This window comes from Sphaerisporangium krabiense (genome assembly GCF_014200435.1).
Lineage (GTDB): Bacteria > Actinomycetota > Actinomycetes > Streptosporangiales > Streptosporangiaceae > Sphaerisporangium > Sphaerisporangium krabiense.
This window is the reverse complement of the sequence record NZ_JACHBR010000001.1, coordinates 1,978,940-1,995,994: the sequence shown is the minus strand read 5'-3', so window position 1 is coordinate 1,995,994 and position 17,055 is coordinate 1,978,940. Positions and strand designations below refer to the sequence as shown.

12 protein-coding genes are annotated in these 17,055 nt (G+C 72.8%); 11 read left to right on the top strand and 1 reads right to left on the bottom strand.

Translation table 11 applies throughout. From position 1 onward, the window contains the following. The first annotated feature begins 18 nt into the window (after positions 1-18). From BJ981_RS08650 to BJ981_RS08630, 5 genes are read left to right on the top strand one after another with little or no spacing between them, the layout of a single operon-like run. Positions 19-1,029 carry an acetylating acetaldehyde dehydrogenase gene (locus tag BJ981_RS08650; protein WP_307837843.1) on the top strand — a complete coding sequence of 337 codons (1,011 nt, stop codon included), beginning with the start codon at positions 19-21 and terminating at the stop codon, positions 1,027-1,029. Next, positions 1,026-2,051 carry a 4-hydroxy-2-oxovalerate aldolase gene (gene dmpG / locus BJ981_RS08645; RefSeq protein ID WP_184609682.1) on the top strand — a complete coding sequence of 342 codons (1,026 nt, stop codon included), beginning with the start codon at positions 1,026-1,028 and terminating at the stop codon, positions 2,049-2,051. Before BJ981_RS08650 ends, dmpG begins: the two co-directional genes overlap by 4 nt. After that, the gene (locus tag BJ981_RS08640) at positions 2,048-3,031 is read left to right on the top strand and encodes a beta-ketoacyl-ACP synthase III (protein ID WP_184609680.1); all 984 of its coding nucleotides are present in this window, start codon (positions 2,048-2,050) and stop codon (positions 3,029-3,031) included. The genes dmpG and BJ981_RS08640 overlap by 4 nt, the downstream gene beginning before the upstream one ends. Before the next feature lie 37 nt (positions 3,032-3,068). Further along, complete coding sequence (locus BJ981_RS08635) at positions 3,069-3,299, top strand: acyl carrier protein (RefSeq protein ID WP_184609678.1); 231 nt, start codon at positions 3,069-3,071, stop codon at positions 3,297-3,299. Between the two features lie 56 nt (positions 3,300-3,355). Further along, on the top strand, positions 3,356-4,135 hold the full coding sequence (locus BJ981_RS08630) for a 2-keto-4-pentenoate hydratase (protein ID WP_184609676.1): 780 nt from the start codon (positions 3,356-3,358) through the stop codon (positions 4,133-4,135). A 2-nt stretch (positions 4,136-4,137) separates the two neighbouring features. Here the strand turns inward: BJ981_RS08630 and BJ981_RS08625 are convergent, their stop codons facing one another. Then, complete coding sequence (locus BJ981_RS08625; protein WP_204070523.1) at positions 4,138-5,400, bottom strand: cytochrome P450; 1,263 nt, start codon at positions 5,398-5,400, stop codon at positions 4,138-4,140. A 245-nt stretch (positions 5,401-5,645) separates the two neighbouring features. On the opposite strand from BJ981_RS08625, the gene BJ981_RS08620 reads away from it, so the two are divergent. The 6 genes from BJ981_RS08620 (at position 5,646) to BJ981_RS08595 (ending at position 16,849) form a co-directional block, all read left to right on the top strand. Continuing rightward, positions 5,646-6,812, top strand: coding sequence for an epoxide hydrolase family protein (locus BJ981_RS08620; RefSeq protein ID WP_184609669.1), 1,167 nt, complete (start codon positions 5,646-5,648; stop codon positions 6,810-6,812). Positions 6,813-6,853: 41 nt separating this feature from the next. Continuing rightward, positions 6,854-7,573: a thioesterase II family protein gene (locus BJ981_RS08615; protein WP_184609667.1), complete on the top strand. Its 720-nt coding sequence runs from the start codon at positions 6,854-6,856 to the stop codon at positions 7,571-7,573. Next, positions 7,566-10,505 (top strand): amino acid adenylation domain-containing protein, encoded by a 2,940-nt coding sequence (locus BJ981_RS08610; protein ID WP_184609666.1) that lies wholly within the window; start codon positions 7,566-7,568, stop codon positions 10,503-10,505. Before BJ981_RS08615 ends, BJ981_RS08610 begins: the two co-directional genes overlap by 8 nt. Positions 10,506-10,522: 17 nt before the next feature. Further along, the gene (locus BJ981_RS08605) at positions 10,523-11,371 is read left to right on the top strand and encodes an SDR family oxidoreductase (RefSeq protein ID WP_204070522.1); all 849 of its coding nucleotides are present in this window, start codon (positions 10,523-10,525) and stop codon (positions 11,369-11,371) included. A 285-nt stretch (positions 11,372-11,656) separates the two neighbouring features. Next, complete coding sequence (locus tag BJ981_RS08600; protein WP_184609662.1) at positions 11,657-13,093, top strand: MFS transporter; 1,437 nt, start codon at positions 11,657-11,659, stop codon at positions 13,091-13,093. Positions 13,094-13,693: 600 nt separating this feature from the next. Further along, positions 13,694-16,849 (top strand): S8 family serine peptidase, encoded by a 3,156-nt coding sequence (locus BJ981_RS08595; RefSeq protein WP_184609661.1) that lies wholly within the window; start codon positions 13,694-13,696, stop codon positions 16,847-16,849. Positions 16,850-17,055 lie beyond the last annotated feature (206 nt).

Genomic DNA, 17,055 nt, shown 5'->3' with positions numbered 1-17,055 from the left:
GCCGACCAGGGAATCGGAATGCCGCGCGGCCGCGCCGCCGGCGGCATCCAGGGTCACCGGTCATCCGCGCTCATGGACATTTCGTTTCTCCTTTTCTCTCATGGACGCCGTCTCACGTCGGAAGAGGGCTTGCCTGTGAATGGAAGCGAACCGCTGAGGGTCGCCATTCTCGGAGCCGGACTCATCGGTATCGATCTCCTCACGAAGGTGCAGCGTTCCGCCGTCCTCGACTGCCAACTGGTGGTCGGACGCGACGACAGGGCCTACGGGCTGCGCCGCGCGGCCGCCCTCGGCTGCGCCACCGCCGCGGACGGGATCCGGTCGCTGGTCGCGGCCGACCGTCCCTTCGACATCGTGTTCGACGCGAGCAACGCCCTGTCCCACGTCGAACACTGGAAATCCCTCGAACCGCTGGGCACCCGGCTCGTCGACCTGACGCCGAGCATGGTCGGGCACATGGTCGCGCCGACCGTGAACGGGGCCGACGCGCGGTCCCACCGCAACGTCAACCTGATCAGTTGCACGGGGCAGGCGGCGGTGCCGATCCTGCACGCGCTCACCCGGCGGCACCCGGCCGAGTACATCGAGGTGGTCACCACGGCGGCCAGCGCGAGCGTGGGCCGGGCCACCCGCCTGAACCTCGACGAGTACATCGACACCACGCAGGACGCCGTGCGGACGTTCACCGGCGTGCCGGAGATCAAGGTGATGGTCAACCTCAGCCCGGCGTCGCCGCCGGCGATGTTCCGCGTGGCGATGTCGCTGCTGGGCGGCGGGTTCGACGCCGAGTCCGTCCGCGCGGACGTGGAGGACGCCGCCGCGCGGGTGCGGGCGTTCGCGCCCGGCCTCACGGTCAAGGCGTGCACGGTGACCGGCGACCGGGTGTTCGTCGCGGTCGAGGTCGCCGCCGCGGGCGAGCGCATCCCGCGGCACATGGGCAACGTGGACATCATCAACGCGGCGGCCGTGCTCGTCGCCGAGCGGTGGGCGCTGAGCGACGCGGCGATCGCCACCACGGGGGTGTCATGAACCAGCTCTCCACCGGCCGGCCCCGCCTCGTCATCCACGACCCCACCCTGCGCGACGGCCACCACGCGGTGCGCCACGTCCTCGGGCGCGAGCAGTTGCGCGGCTACGCCTCGGCCGCCGACGCGGCCGGCGTCCCGGTGGTGGAGGTCGGGCACGGCAACGGCCTGGGCGCGTCCTCGCTCCAGGTCGGACGCGCGGCGCTGAGCGACGACGAGATGCTGACGGTGGTGCGCGAGGCGCTGCCGAACAGCAAGATGGGCGTGTTCATGCTGCCCGGCTGGGGAACGGCCCGCGACCTGCGCCGGGCCCTGGACCACGGCGCGGACGTGGTGCGGCTCGGCGCCCACTGCACCGAGAGCGACCTCACCGAGCGCCACCTCGGGTTCCTGCGGGACCTGGGGGCCGAGGCGCAGGGCCTGTTGCTGATGAGCCACATGGCCGACCCCGGGCGGCTGGCCAAGGAGTGCCTGCGCATGGAGGAGTACGGGGCGACGGCGGTCGGGATCTTCGACTCCTCCGGCCACTACCTGCCGCCCGACGTCACCGAGCGGATCACGGCGATCGTGGAGACCGTCTCGGTACCGGTGATCTTCCACGGGCACAACAACCTCGGCATGGCCGTCGCCAACTCGGTCGCCGCGGCCCAGGCGGGCGCCCAGGTCATCGACGCCTGCGCGCGGGGTTTCGGCGCCGGGGCCGGCAACACCCAGCTCGAGGTCGTGGTGCCGGTGCTGGAGCGCATGGGCTTCGCGACCGGCATCGACCTCTACGCCCTGCTGGACGCGGCCGACCTCGCCGGGCGGACCCTGATGCCGGCGCCGCCGACCATCGACTCGGTCAGCCTCGTGAGCGGCCTGGCCGGCGTCTTCTCCGGCTTCAAGACGCCGGTGCTCGACATCGCCCGCCGCGAAGGGGTGGACCCCCGCGACGTCTTCTTCGAGCTAGGGCGGCGGCAGGCGGTGGCCGGGCAGGAGGACCTCATCGTGGACGTCGCGCTGGAACTGGCGGAGCGCCGCGCATGACCGGCGACGGGACGCCGCCGGCCGACAGGGCCGCCGCGGTGATCTGCGGCATCGGGCACTGGCTGCCCCCGCGCGTGGTGACCAACGCGGACCTGTGCGCCCGGCTGGACACCACCGAGGAGTGGATACTCAGCAGGACCGGGATCGCCGCCCGGCGGGTCGCGGGCGAGGACCTGACCACGGCCGACCTCGCCGCCGAGGCGGGCGCGCGGGCGCTGAAGTCCGCCGGCGGCCACGACGTCCAGGCGCTGATGCTGGCCACCACCACGCCGGACCGCGCCTGCCCCGCGACCGCCCCCGAGGTCGCCTCCCGGCTGGGCCTGACCGGCGTCGCCGCCTTCGACGTCTCGGCGGTGTGCTCCGGATTCCTCTACGCGCTGGCCGCCGCCACCGGCTTCATCGCCGCCGGACACGCCGACCGGGTGCTGCTGGTGGCCGCCGAGCGGTTCACCAGCCTGCTCGACCCGCTCGACCGCACCACCGTCCCGATCTTCGGCGACGGCGCGGGCGCGGTCGTCCTGCGGCGCGGCGCCGCGGCGGAGCGGGGCGCGGTCGGGCGCGTCTTCCTGGGCAGCGACGGCGAGAACCGCGATCTGATCCGCGTCGAGGACGGCTACTTCCGCATGGAGGGCCGCGCCGTCTTCCGGCAGGCCGTGGAACGGATGGCCGAGGCGGCGCGCGCCGCCGCCGGAGCGGCGGGCTGGTCGATGGACGACGTGGACCGGATGGTCGCCCACCAGGCCAACGCCCGGGTGTCGGCGGCGGTGGCCGCCGAGCTGGGAATCCCGGCGGACCGGCAGGCGCAGAACATCCGCGACGTGGGCAACACCGCGGCCGCGTCGATACCGATCCTGCTGGGCCAGGCCACGGCGGACGGCGTCCTCGCACCCGGCCACCGGGTGCTGGTCACGGCCTTCGGCGGTGGCCTGACCTGGGGCGCCACCACGGTGGTCTGGCCCGACCTGGAAACCGCGCCCTAGATCAGGCGCCGGACCGCGACACAGACGAGGAGGCGGCGTGTACGAGGTGCTCAAGACGATACTGGTGGAGGATCTTCAACTCCACGACGTCGACGTGCGGCCCGACGTCGACCGGGAGGGGGCGGGGCTGGACTCGCTCGCCATGGTCGAACTGTCGATGATCCTGAGCAAGCGGTTCCAGATCGAGATCAGCGACGACGAACTGATGGGCGCCTCCACCGTCGCCGACATCGTGCGGCTGATGGAGGAGCGCAGCCCGCGGACCTGACACCCTCGCCGCGGCGTTCCCGGTCCGGCCCTTCGGAAGCGAAAGCAGGTGTACTCATGTCCGGTCTCGATCACCGGTCCAGGGCGCGGGCGCTCTACCAGGCCAGGGCCACCCGCGTGCCGATCGCGCCGTTCACCGACGACGACCCGGCGATGGGCATGGCCGACGGCTACGCGATCCAGCGGGACCTGGTCGGGATGCTGCTGGACGACGGCGACCGCGTCATCGGGTACAAGGCGGGGCTGACGTCGGTCCCGATGCAGCGCCTGTTCGGCGTGGACACGCCCGACTACGGCCCCGTCCTGGCGTCCACGCTGTACGCCGACGGCGACCGGGTGCCGCGCGAGGCCTTCATCGCGCCCAAGGTCGAGGCCGAGATCGTCTTCAGGCTCGGGTCCCGTCTCGCCGGGCCCGGCGTGACCCTGGAGACCGCCCGTGCCGCCATCGCGGACGTCATGGCGGGGCTGGAGATCGTCGACTCCCGCATCGCGGACTGGCGGATCCGGCTGGCCGACACGATCGCCGACCTCGCCTCCAACGGCGCCCTGGTGCTCGGCGACCGGGCGGTGCCCGCCCGGGACGTGGACCCGCGCCTGATCGGCATGGTGTTCAGCCGCAACGACGAGGTCGTCGCCACGGGCGCCGGGGCGGCGGCCCTCGGCGACCCGGTGGCGGTGGTGGCCTGGCTGGCGAACACGCTCGGCGAGCACGGCGTGGCGCTGGAGCCCGGTCACCTGATCCTGACCGGCGCGTTGCACGCCGCGGTCCCCATGAACCCCGGCGACCGGTTCGTCGCCGAGTTCGACCGGCTCGGCTCGGTCGCCGTCCAGGCCTGACCTCACTCCGCGCGGCGCCGTGCCAGCCGGACCGGCGCCGTCTCGAATCCCCAGACGAAGTTCGATGGCATGCGGCGCGGCGTCCCGGCGTGCTCGGCGTGGTCGGCCCGCTTCAGCAGTTCCTCGAACAATACGCCGAGTTCCGTTATCGCGAGCGACGACCCGAGACAGAAATGCGGGCCGGCTGAAAGCGCGAGATGACGGTTCGGATCACGGCCGACATCGAAAACGAGCGGGTCGTCGAAAACGGTCTCGTCGCGATTCACGGCGGGCAGCCAGACCGCCACCCGGTCGCCCGCCGAGATTTCCCGGTCGCCGATCCTGGTGTCCGCGACGGCGGTCCGCATCACGTGCAGGATGGGGCTTGAATAGCGCAGTATCTCCTGGACCGCGGTGGGCATCAGATCCGGGTTCTCCCGCAGGCGCGCCCACTGGCCGGGGAAATCGATGAACGCGAGCAGCCCGCCCACCGAGGCGTGCCGTGTCGTCTCCGTGCCGGCCGAGAAAAGGGCGTTGCAGTTCAGGATGATCTTGTCGTCCGAGAACGGGACGCCGTCCACCTCGGCGTGGACGAAGGCGCTGACGACGTCGTCTCCGGGATCCTTCCTGCGCAGCTTCACCAGGTGCTCGAAGTAGAGCAGGATCTCGCTGTTCGCCTCGATCTCCACCTCGCGGTCGCCGCCGGACCCGAACGCCGTGATGCTCAGCCTCAGCAGGCTCTCCCAGTCCTGCGGCGGCACCCCGAGCATGTCGCAGATCACCGAGACGGGCAGCCTGGCCGCCATCTCGACCGCGTCGAACTCGCCCGCGGCCACGGCGTTCTCCACGATCGAGACGGCCGTCGTGCGGATGGTCGCCTCCAGGCGGCGGACCGTGCGCGGGGTGAAGGCCGAGCTGACGATCCGGCGGAGGCTGCCGTGCCGCGGCGGGTCGCTCACGATGAGCACGCTGCCCGCCGCGTCGGCCGTCGGGACGGGGGGAGAGTCCAGCCGCATGCCGCGCGAGGAGACGAAGGTCTCGCTGTCGCGCAGGACGTCGTTCGCGGGCGGGTGGCTCAGCACGGACCAGAATCCCTCCGCGGCGGCCCGGTCGGTCCAGAAGACCGGTTCGCGTTCACGTTGCGCCGCCCAAAGCGCCTCCGCGTCGCCTTCGGTGTACACCAAGGGATCGGACAGATCCGGCGATTTCCATTCGCTGTGCGCGCCGAAAGACATGTCACTTCTCCTTCCGGATGGTGCGCCATTCGGTGCCGTCGCGACCGCCATGCGCGCGGCGCCTTCCCGGCTCGTCGGTGGCAATTGTGCCGGGTCGCCGCGTGGACTCCAAGATATGGGCCGGCCGCGGAAAGAACCGTCAATGGACAGCGTGATTAACGGGCGGGCCTTGTTTATGCTCGCCTGTGACGCCGGCGGGGCCGTGGGCGTCCGCGCCGAAGGTGCCCGCCCAGAATCCGCCGTGCCCGCCTGCCTTTGAAACCCGCTCCCCGGCGCGGGTCCAACGAGGAGAAGCGATGGTCTCTGATGGCCTTGTCCGGCCGTTTCGCGTGGACATCCCGCAGGCGGACCTCGACGACCTGGCCGACCGGCTGGCCCGCACCCGCTGGGCCCGCCAGCCCGCCGGCGCCGGCTGGGACGACGGCGTCCCCGTCGACTACCTCAAGGACCTCGTCGAGTACTGGCGCACGTCCTACGACTGGCGCAAGGCCGAGGCGGAGCTGAACTCCCACCCCCAGTTCACCACCGAGATATCCGGCGCCACCGTGCACTTCCTGCACGTCAGGTCCCCGGAGCCGGACGCGCTCCCGCTGGTGGTCACGCACGGGTGGCCGGGCTCGGTGGCGGAGTTCCTGGACGTCATCGGCCCGCTCACCGACCCCGCCGCGCACGGCGGCGACCCCGCGGACGCCTTCCACGTGGTGATCCCCTCGATCCCGGGATTCGGCCTGTCCGGGCCGGCCCGCGACACCGGCTGGGGGGTGGCGCGGGTCGCGTCCGCCTGGGCCGCGCTGATGAAGCGGCTGGGCTACCACCGCTACGGCGCGCAGGGCGGCGACTTCGGGTCGCTGATCTCGCGCAAGCTCGGCGTCCACGCACCGGACGACGTCGTCGGCGTGCACGTGAACTTCCTGCTCACCTTCCCGTCCGGCGACCCGAAGGAGATGGCCGCGCTCACTCCCGCCGAGATGGAGAGAGTGGAACGGCTCCACGTGTTCAACACGGAGCTGTCCGGCTACGCGCAGGTGCAGACCCACCGCCCGCACACGCTCGGGCACGCGCTCGCGGACTCCCCGGCCGGCCAGCTCGCCTGGATCGTGGAGAAGTTCAAGGAGTGGAGCCGCCCGGCGGCGCTCCCGGAGGACGCGGTGCGCCGCGACCGCATCCTCACCAACGTGATGCTCTACTGGCTCACCAACACCGCGGCGTCCTCCGCCCGCCTGTACAAGGATTCCGCGGCGACCTTCGGCCTGCCGGAGACGCTGACCGTCCCGTTCGGCGTGGCGGTGTTCCCCGGCGACGTGGCGCCGCCGATCCGGCGCTTCGCCGTGCGCACCAACCCGAACATCACGTCCTGGACCGAGTTCGACACCGGGGGCCACTTCGCCGCGCTGGAAGTGCCCGACCTGTTCACCGAGGACGTCCGCCGGTTCTTCCGCCCCCTACGCCGGCCGGCGCGATGACGAATCCGAACGATGGCGACCTCTCGAAGGAGCAGCGGCCGATGCGAGGCACGAAGGCGGACCCCGCGACGTTGTTGTGCTTCCCCTACGCGGGCGCCGGCGCCGGGTTCTTCCGGCCCTGGCGCGGCCACGACCCGGAGGCCGTCGAGGTCGTCCCGGTCCAGCTTCCCGGCCGGGAACAGCGGTTCACCGAGCCCCCGTACCGCGACGTCCACGAGGCGGTCGACGGCCTCGCCGGGGAGGTGCTCGACAAGCTCGCCGGGCGGTCGCGCGTCGTGGTCTTCGGGCACAGCCTGGGCGCGATCCTGGCCTACGAGATGGCGCACCGCCTCCAGGACGTGGGCGGCCCGGCCGTCGCGCACCTGGTCGTGAGCGGTTCCCCCGGTCCCGGCGAGGTGCGGGAGAAGCGGGCCACCGGGCTGCCGGACGAGGAGTTCCTGGCACGGGTCCTGGAGTTCGCCGGGTACTCGCATCCGGCGCTGGAGGACCCCACGATGCGCGAGCTGCTGCTGCCCTGCCTGCGGGCCGACGTGGAGATGCACGAGAACTACCGGCCGCCGGCCTCCCGCCCGCCGCTGCGCGCGCCGATCACGGCCGTGCGCGGCGCCGACGACGGGCTCGTCTCCCGGGCGGAACTCCAGGGCTGGGCCACGGCCACCGGCGCGGAGTTCCACGTGGCCGAGATGCCCGGCGGGCACATGTACCTGGTCGACTCCGTGGCCGAGATCCTCGCGCTCGTCGGACGGCTGTCCCATGGGTGATCGGGCGGCCAGGGAGCCGCTCCTGTCCGCGGCGGAGAAGACCGCCCGGCTGTGCCACTCGGCGGCGTTCCGGATCGCGGACGCGCCCGCCGCGGAGTCACTGGCGCGCGATCTCGCGCGGATCACGGCGGACCACCCCTTCCTCGCCGTGGGCGACGCGCACGACGCGGGAGACCTGGGCGGCGCGGCCCCGCGGCTGTGGGCCGAGGACGTGCCCGGCGCGGCGGCCGGCCCGCTCGCCCGGCGGCGCAGGACCGCCGAACTGCACCGCCCCCTCGCCCCGGGCCGCGCCCCGCTGCGGGCCGTGCTCCTCCGATACGCCGACGGCGCCGCCGACCTCGTCCTCGTCGCGCACCGGTCCCGCGTCGGACGGGCGTCGCTGGGCCCGCTCGCCAGGTCGATCCTCACCGGCGCCGGCCTCGCCGTCCCGCCCGGCGGGCCGCACGCCGACCTGGAGGAGCTCGCCGGAGCCGTCCGCGATCTCCGGGGCGATACGCCGGCGTGGAGCGACGGCCACCCCGGCGGCGCAGGGCACGGGGTCCTGCGGTTCCCGGTGCCCGCTCCGCCGGACGTTCCGCCCGCCGACCTGCACGCCGTCCTGGTGGCGGCGGCGGGCCTGGTGCTCGCCCGGTACGCGGGCACCGATCGGGCGCTGGTCGGCACGGCCCTGTCCGCCGCTGCGGACGGCGCCGTGTGCGCCGAGACGCTGACCGTCGTGCCTGCGGACGCCGAAGCGGGGACGACCATCGGACGGTACCTGTCCGGCGTGCGCGACCGGCTCGCCCACGGGGTGCCGTGGGAGCCGTCCGGTGATCCCGCGCTGCCGGACGTGCTGAGCGCCCGGGCCGGAGTGCTGGTGGCGCGGCGGGACGAGGACGCGTACGTCCCGCACCTCGCGCCGCTCTATCCGCTGACGCTCGTGGTGGACCTGCTCCCGGACGGGCGCGTCCTCGGCGAGTGCCACCACCGGTTCGGCAGGGACACCGCCGCGCGGTTCGTCCGGCACACCCTGCACGTGGCCGGACGGCTGCTGACCGGAGCGCCGTCGTCTTCCCTGGGGGAGGTCGAGCTGCTCGACGAGGCCGAGAAGCGGCGGGTGGCCCGGCTCGGCCGCCCGCGCCACACGGTGGACGCGCCCGCCGTCTGCGTGCACGACGCCCTGGCCGCCCGCGCCGCCGCGCACCCGGACCGGGTCGCGGTCCTGGGAGACGGCGGGTCGCTGACGTACCGGGAACTGGACGCGCGCGCCGGGAGGATCGCGGCGGGCCTGCGCCGGCGTGGCGTCACCACCGGCGCACGCGTCGGCGTGTGCCTGGACCCGTCCCCGGACCTCATCGCGACCATGCTCGGCATCCTCAGGTCCGGTGCCGCGTACGTGCCGCTGCACCCGAGCTACCCGGCGGAGCGGATCACCGCGATCCTGCACGACTCGGACGCCGCGCTGCTCGTCGCCATGACCGAGCGCACGGTCGAGGAGAAGGCCGGGGACGCGGCCGGGGACAGAGCCCGTGATGTGCCGGTGCTGACGGTGGAGGACCTGATCGCCGAGGGCGGCGACGCGCCCGCCGGCCCGGTGCGCGTCACGCCGGACGACGCCGCCTATGTCATCTACACCTCGGGATCCACCGGCCGGCCCAAGGGCGTGAAGGTGCCGCACCGGAACGTGGCCGCCCTCGTCGCGGCGACCGAACGCGACTTCGGGCTGTCCCCCGAGGACGTGTGGTCCTTCTTCCACTCGCCGGCCTTCGACTTCTCCGTGTGGGAGATCTGGGGGTGCCTGCTGACCGGCGGGCGGCTCGTCGTGGTCCCCTACCTGGTGGCCCGCTCTCCGGCGAGCTTCCACGAGCTGCTGCGCCGCACGGGGGTCACGGTCCTGAGCCAGACGCCCTCGGCGCTCACCCACCTGATCGACCACGACCACGCCCGGCCGGAGCCGCTGGCCGTCCGGCTGGTGATCCTCGGCGGCGAGGCGCTCGACCCCCGGATCCTGCTCCGCTGGTTCGACCGGCACCCGGAGGAGGAGTGCCGGGTGGTGAACATGTACGGCATCACCGAGACGACCGTCCACGTGACGGCGCAGACGGTGACGCGGTGGGACGCGCTGACCGGGTCCCGCTCGGTGGGGCCGCCGATCCCCGGCTGGCACGTGTACGTCATGGACGAGGCGGGCCGGCTGCTTCCCCCCGGGGTGCCGGGGGAGATCTGGGTGGGCGGCGCGGGCGTGGCCGACGGCTACCTCAACCTTCCCGCGGTGACGGCGGAGCGCTTCGCGGCCGACCCGTTCACGGGGGGCAGGATGTACCGGAGCGGCGACCGCGGCCGGCTGCTCCCGGACGGGCGGCTCGAACACCTCGGCCGGCTGGACGACCAGGTCAAGCTGCGCGGGTACCGCATCGAGCCCGAGGAGATCCGGGCGGCGCTGCTGGCCGTTCCCGCCGTGACGGCCGCCGCCGTCGTGCTCCGCCGGGGGCCGGACTCCGACAGCGCCCGGCTCGACGCCTACGTGGTCGCCGGAGACGCCGCCGCGTCAGGACAGGACGTCCGCCGGCGCGTGGCCCGCGTCCTGCCGGACTACATGGTGCCCGCCTCGGTCACGGTCGTGGCGGCGTTGCCGCTCACCGCCAACGGAAAGCTCGACGTGGACCGGCTCGCCGAGGTCTCCACGGCCGCACCCGCTCCGGTCACGCCGCCGGCGCCGGTCAACGGCGACGTGGAGGAGGCGGTCCTGGCGGCGTGGACCGCGGTCCTGCGGACGCCCGTCGGGCCCGACGACAACTTCTTCGACCTCGGCGGGAACTCGCTGACCGCGATCCGCCTGCTCACCGTGATGGCCGAACACGGGCTGGCCGAGCTGCCGCCCCGCGAGATCTACCTCAACCCCACCGTCCGCGGGCTCGCGGCGGTGCTGCGGCGGCAGGCCCGTCCGGCATGACCGACGAGGAAGGTGCTGTGACGACTTCACCCCGGCGCGCCGGACGCCTGGACCGCAGGGTCGCGATCGTCACGGGCGCCGCTCGCGGCATCGGCCGCGCCTGCGCGCTCGCGCTCGCGGCGGAGGGCGCCGACCTCGCCCTGATCGACGTGGCCGCGGACATCCCCGGCGCCACCTACCCGCTCGGGACCGCGGCCCAGTTGCGCATGACCGGCCGGCTGTGCGAGGAGCGCGGCGCGACCGTCCTCACCCGCCACGCCGACGTGCGCTCCCCGGACGAGCTCGCGGCGGCGGTCGGCGACACGCTGGACCGCCTCGGGCGCGTCGACGTCCTGGTGAACAACGCGGGCCTCGCCACGCCCGCGGGCCTCCCGGCGCACGGGCTGGACGAGGACCAGTGGCGGCTCATGGTGGACGTCGACCTGACCGGCGCGTGGCGCGTGATGCGCCTGGTCGTCCCGCACATGCTGGACCGTGGGGCCGGCAGCGTGGTGAACGTCGCCTCGACCGCGGGCGTGGTCGGCTACCCGCACTTCGCGAACTACACGGCGGCCAAGCACGGACTCGTCGGGCTCACCCGCGCCGCCGCGCTGGACTACGCCACGTCCGGCGTCCGGGTCAACGCGTTGTGCCCGGGGTCGGTCCGCGACGAGCCGGAGCTGGAGGGCCGGATGCTCGGCGGCATCGCCGACGCCCTCGGCATCCCCGCCGACCGTCAGGAGCAGGTCTTCGTCGACGGCCAGCCGACCCGGCGGCTGGTCTCGGCCCACGACGTCGCGAACGCCTGCATCTGGCTCGCCTCGGACGAGTCCCGCGGCGTCACCGGCGGCGTCATCACCGTGGACGGCGGCTACAGCGCCCGCTGAGACCTGCTTGATGAACCCCTGGGGGGTATGTTACCGTCCTGCCGTCCCATACACCTACCCCCTAGGGGTATCAGGAACGGAAGGAACACCGAGGCGCGGGCGCCGATGTCGCCGACGGCACGATCACGTGGGCGGCGGCGCGCCGGGCGTCTTCCGGCCACTGACATGAGTGGTGGGCGTGCACTGGCATGCACGCCCACTCGCGGGGCCGGTCCGGTTCGAGATCACACCCACCCCTCCCGCATCCTGCCAGTCGGCGCGGACGCGGGGAACAGGAGTTTCCGCATGGACGCCATCAGCCCGCGCAGATGGCGGGCACTCATCGTGCTCGCCGCCGCGCAGTTCATGGTCATCATGGACACCTCGATCATCGGGGTCGCGCTGCCCGACATTCAGCGCGACCTCGGCTTCACCCAGAGCGGTCTGCAATGGGTCTTCAACGCTTACGTCATCGCCTTCGGCGGCCTGCTGCTGCTCGGCGGCCGGCTGTCCGACCTCCTCGGCGCCCGCAAGGTCTTCACCGCCGGCTGGATCATCCTGATCGCCGGGTCGGCCATCGCGGCGGCGGCGGGCGACGCCTGGGTCGAGATCGCCGGCCGTGGCGTCCAGGGGATCGGCGGCGCGCTGATCGCGCCCGCCTCGATGACCCTGCTCATGATGCTCTTCGGCCACGACCGGCGCGAACTCGGCAAGGCCATGGCCCTGTACGGCGCCGCCGCCCCCGCCGGCGGCACCGCCGGCGTCTTCCTCGGCGGCGTCATCGCCGAATACCTGAGCTGGCCGTGGGTCTTCATCGTCTACATCCCCATCGGCGTGGCGACCCTGCTGGCCGTCCCCGCCCTGCTGCCGGCGGTCGGCGGCAGGCGCGGCACGGTCGACGTTCTCGGCGCCGTCGCGGTCACCGCCGGCATCGCCCTGGCGGTGTTCGCCATCGTGCGGGCGCCCGAGCAGGGCTGGACCTCGGCCGCGACCTCGCTGGAACTGGCCGGAGCGGTCGCCCTGCTCGTGCTGTTCCTGCTCGTCCAGCGGGCGGTCCGCGCGCCGCTCATGCCGCTCGGCATCTGGCGCACCCCCGGCCTCGCCACCGCCAACCTGGCGATGGCGCTGCTGGGCGCCGCCTGGATCCCGATGTGGTACTTCCTCAACCTCTACCTTCAGCAGGTCCTCGGCTACGGCGCGTTCGCCGGCGGCGCGGCCCTGCTCCCCATGACCGTGACCATCATGATCTTCATGATCGGCGTCACGGCCCGTCTGCTCGGCCGGTTCGGCGCCAAGCCGCTGATCGTCATCGGCCTGCTGGTCCTGGCGGCGGGAGTGGCGGGGCTGTCCCTGGTCAGGGCCGAGGGCGTGTTCGCCGTCGACGTGCTGCCCGCCTCGCTCGTCGCCGCCGCCGGCATGTCCCTGGCCTACATCCCCGCGATGATGTCGGCGATGTCGGGAGTGCGGCCGGAGGAGAGCGGCCTGGCCTCCGGCATCGTCAACACCACCTACCAGGTGGGCTCGGCCCTCGGCCTCGCCGTCATGACGGCGATCGCGACCTCGCGCGGCGCCGCGGAGCTGGGTGACGCGGCCCGGCTCACCGGCGGCTTCCAGGCGGCCTTCGCCGGGGCCGGGATCATCGCGGCGGGCGGCGCCGTGCTGAGCCTTCTGCTGATGCGCGCGCCGAAGGCGGCGACCACGGAGGGCGCCGAGCCCGCCGGTGACATTTCACGGAACAGATAATCGCCTGCTATCGCCCGAAAATGGCTGTGCGACCACACCATAAAGTGTCACGGAAAAGGCCGGCTCCCGCGATTTGAACGCCGCGGAAAACAGCGGTGAGAGGCGGGGCCGGCCGGTCCTTGACATGGTGAAGTGGGGTTACTTACCACGCTCATGACTACTGATCGGGTTTGTGCTAGGAGTGTATGCGTCGCCTGCCGAATGGCGGCCGGATGAGCCGACAGGAGGATCTGTGTCGCACCCCCCACAGGACCAGGCGTCGCCAGCGAGCCCTCTCACGCTGCCGACACCTCGCCAGACGCGTACCGGAACGCCAATATCGAGCCGTCCGGAGAAGGGACGGCGCCGATGACCTGGAAAAGAAAGACCACCACTTTGGGGCTGGCCGCCACGCTCGGACTCGCCCTGCCGCTCGGCGCCGCGAATGCGTCGGCACCGAATGGAGCCGAGCGCGCACAAAGCGATTCCGCCCGCGTGCCGAATTATTCGCCCGGCGCACGGAAAGCCGGTGCGCCGATTTCGGCCGACGGCCCGCGCGCCGCGACCGGGAGAACACCGCGTGACGCCGGGCGCGCGCGGGGAGCCGCCGTCGTCACCCTGGTGACCGGAGACCGGGTCACGCTGTACGCGCAGGGCGCCTCGGGTCCCGCCTATGAGATCGAGCGCGGCCCGGGCCGCGAGAAGATGCAGTTCACCGCCCAGGAACGCGACGGCCACCTGAGCGTCTTCCCCGTCGACGCGCTGCCGCTCGTCGCGCGCGGCCTCATGGACAAGCGCCTGTTCGACGTCACGCAACTGGTGGCGTGGGGCTACGACGACGGCCACAGCAAGGAGGTGCCGCTGATCGTCCGGTCGTCGTCGCCGCCGAGCCTCGCCGCGAAGGCGGCCGTGGGCGGCTGGCGCAGCGACGCGCTCAAGCTGTCCGCGATGAAGGTCGCCAAGAACGGCGCGGGGCAGGCGTGGCGGGAGCTGACGGCGGGCTCGACGGGCCGTTCGCTCGCCGGCGGCGTCACCAAGGTGTGGCTGGACGGCAAGCGCACCCCGTTCCTGGACCGCAGCGTGGCGCAGATCGGCGCGCCGGTCGCGTGGAAGCGCGGCCTGACCGGCAAGGGCGTGACGGTGGCCGTGCTCGACAACGGGTACGACTCCCGGCATCCGGACCTCGCCGACGCCGTCGCCGACACCGCCGACTTCTCCGGCGAGGGCAACATCATGGACGGCATGGGGCACGGCACCCACCTGGCCTCGGTGATCGCCGGGTCGGGGAAGGGGTCGGGCGGCAAGTACCGGGGAGTCGCGCCGGACGCCAAGCTCGCCATCGGCAAGGTGGCCGGCGTCCTCGCCGGGTACAGCGACTCCTCCATCCTCAGGGGGATGGACTGGGCCGCCGCCGAGGTCAAGGCCAAGGTGGCCCTGCTGAGCCTCGGCACACCATGGGACAGCCAGGAGCCCGACCCGCTGGAGGAGGCCGTCAACACCCTCACCGAGATCTACGGGACGCTGTTCGTCGTCGCCGCCGGCAACGACGGGCCGGGCAAGGCCACGCTCGCCAGCCCGGGGAGCGCGGACGCCGCGCTCACCGTCGGCGCGGTCAACAAGAGCGACATGCCGGCCGACTTCTCCGCCCGGGGGCCGCGCACCGGCGACCACGCGGTGAAACCGGACATCACCGCGCCGGGAGTGGCGATCACCGCGGGGACCACGATCGGGCTCGACCAGAACGGCATGTACACCCCGGAGAGCGGCACGTCGCTGGCCGCGGCGCATGTCGCGGGCGCGGCGGCGATCCTGGCCCAGGCGCACCCGGACTGGAAGGCCGAGGAGCTGAAGGGCGCGCTGATCGGGACCGCCGTCCCCAACCCGGACTTCGGCCCGTACGAGCAGGGCGCCGGGCGCGTCGACGTGGCGGCGGCGAGCGACCGGCAGGTGACGGCCACGCCCGGCAACCTGTGGACGACGCTGCCGTACGGCGAAGGCGGGAACGCGACGGTGACCAAGACCGTCACCTACACCAACTCCGGTGACAGGTCGCTCATCCTCGACCTGCGCATGGAGAGCGCGCAGCCCGGCGTCGCGCTGCCCCGAGGGCTGCTGAAGCTCGCCTCGCAGCGGCTCAAGGTGCCCGCCCACGGGCAGGCCTCGGTGACGCTGGCCATGGCCACCGCGGGCGCCGAGCCCGGTGAGTACCCCGGCGTGCTCGTCGCCTCGGCGGGCGACGACGTGGTGCTGCGCACGCTGGCCGGCGCCTACGTCGAGCCCGAATCGTACGACGTCACGTTCAAGGTGCTCGACAGGAACGGCGAGCCCGCCGTGCACAGCAGCGCCCTGGTCTACGACCTGGAGCGGGACTGGCTGGAGAACGTGGCGCTCTACGAGGGCGTCGGCCACGCCAGGCTGCCGGCCGGGGACTGGACGGCGCAGGGGTACATGCTCAACACCGACTTCACCTGGCGCGACAACTACAGCGCCATCGCCCACACGGCGATCCACGTGGACGCCGACCACCGCGAGGTGGTGATGGACGCGCGGAAGGGGCAGAAGGTCACCGTCACCCTGGACGACCCGGACGCCCTCCAGGAGCCGACCGCGATCTCGGTCATCACGCACCAGGCGGCGGGGCGCACGTTCCGGTCGATGTTCGCCGGTTCCGTCACGGGATCTCCGGTGGGGGACCTCTACGTCATCCCCTCACGCGTGCCGGGGGCCACGTACCAGGTCCACAACATGTGGTACAAGAGCAGCGGGGACAACGGGGAGAACGTCCGCTACGACCTGGTCAAGGTGTACCAGGGCGGCCTGCCCGACCGCCCGGTCTACAACGCCGCCGTCAAGGACCTGGCGAAGATCACCATGGTGAACCGCGGAGCGGGCGTGAGTTTCCCGGGAGCCGTCGCGGCGGCGCCGTCGGGCGCCCCCTTCGTGTCGACGCGGGTCTCGCTGCCGGGCACGGTGGTGAATTACCGGTCGTACCAGCCCGGCCTGGCCTGGGACACGGTGCTGCACCTCGGGCCCGGCCAGAGCGTGCTGAGCCTCGGCCGGTACGTCGTGGACAGGTCCTCCAGCGAGGTCTGGGGCCGCGCCGCCTACGGGCCGGGCCTCCAGCAGGACGGCCTGGTCAGAGAGGGCGACGAGCTGAGCTTCACGGGCGGCAGGCAGTACGCCGACCCGGAGCCCGGCCGGATCGGCATGGAGATGTACAGCGAGGGCGAGGCGACGCTCACCTCGGGGGGCAAGGTGCTCGCGCACACCACCTGCGTGGTCCCGCGGGGCGGCGTCTCGTGCGGCCTCGACGCGACGTTGCCCGAGAACACCGCGTCCTACACGCTGACGGAGGTCAGCACGCGGAACGTGCCGTACGCCTCGCTCGCGACCCGGGTGGAGAGCAGCTGGACGTTCGACTCCGGGTCCACCGCGTGGCCGGCGCCGATCTCGCGTCTGGCCGCGCGGATCTCCCCGACCGGGCTCGACCCGCTGAACCGGGCCAAGCGCACGGTGAACATCCCGGTCGGCATCACCATCGACCGTATCCCGTTGGTCCCCTATTTACAGATGAAGCATCTGACCGTGGAGGCGTCGTACGACGACGGCGCCACCTGGCAGCCGGCCACCGTACGGAAGGGCGGTGAGTGGCAGTACTCCGCCGTCGTGAAGCCGTCCGCCACAGGGGATTTCGTGTCCCTGCGCGTCACGGCGGCCACGACCGCCGGTATGCGGGTGAGCCAGACGGTCATCCGGGCGTACGGGCTCATGGACTGATCCGGGGCCGGCGTCCCGGTGTCCTCTCCGCGACACCGGGAAGCCGGAGCCGGGAAAAGCAGGAAAAGAAGGGCTGGAAATGAGAAAGTCCCCGGCGAGTGGGAGAGGTACTCGCCGGGGCCGACATCATCGGGAACGGCCGGTCTTCTGGCTAGGTTTCGCCGGGGGCGGTGCTATGTGCGGCCGGTGCTCGGCGTGGTGCGCCG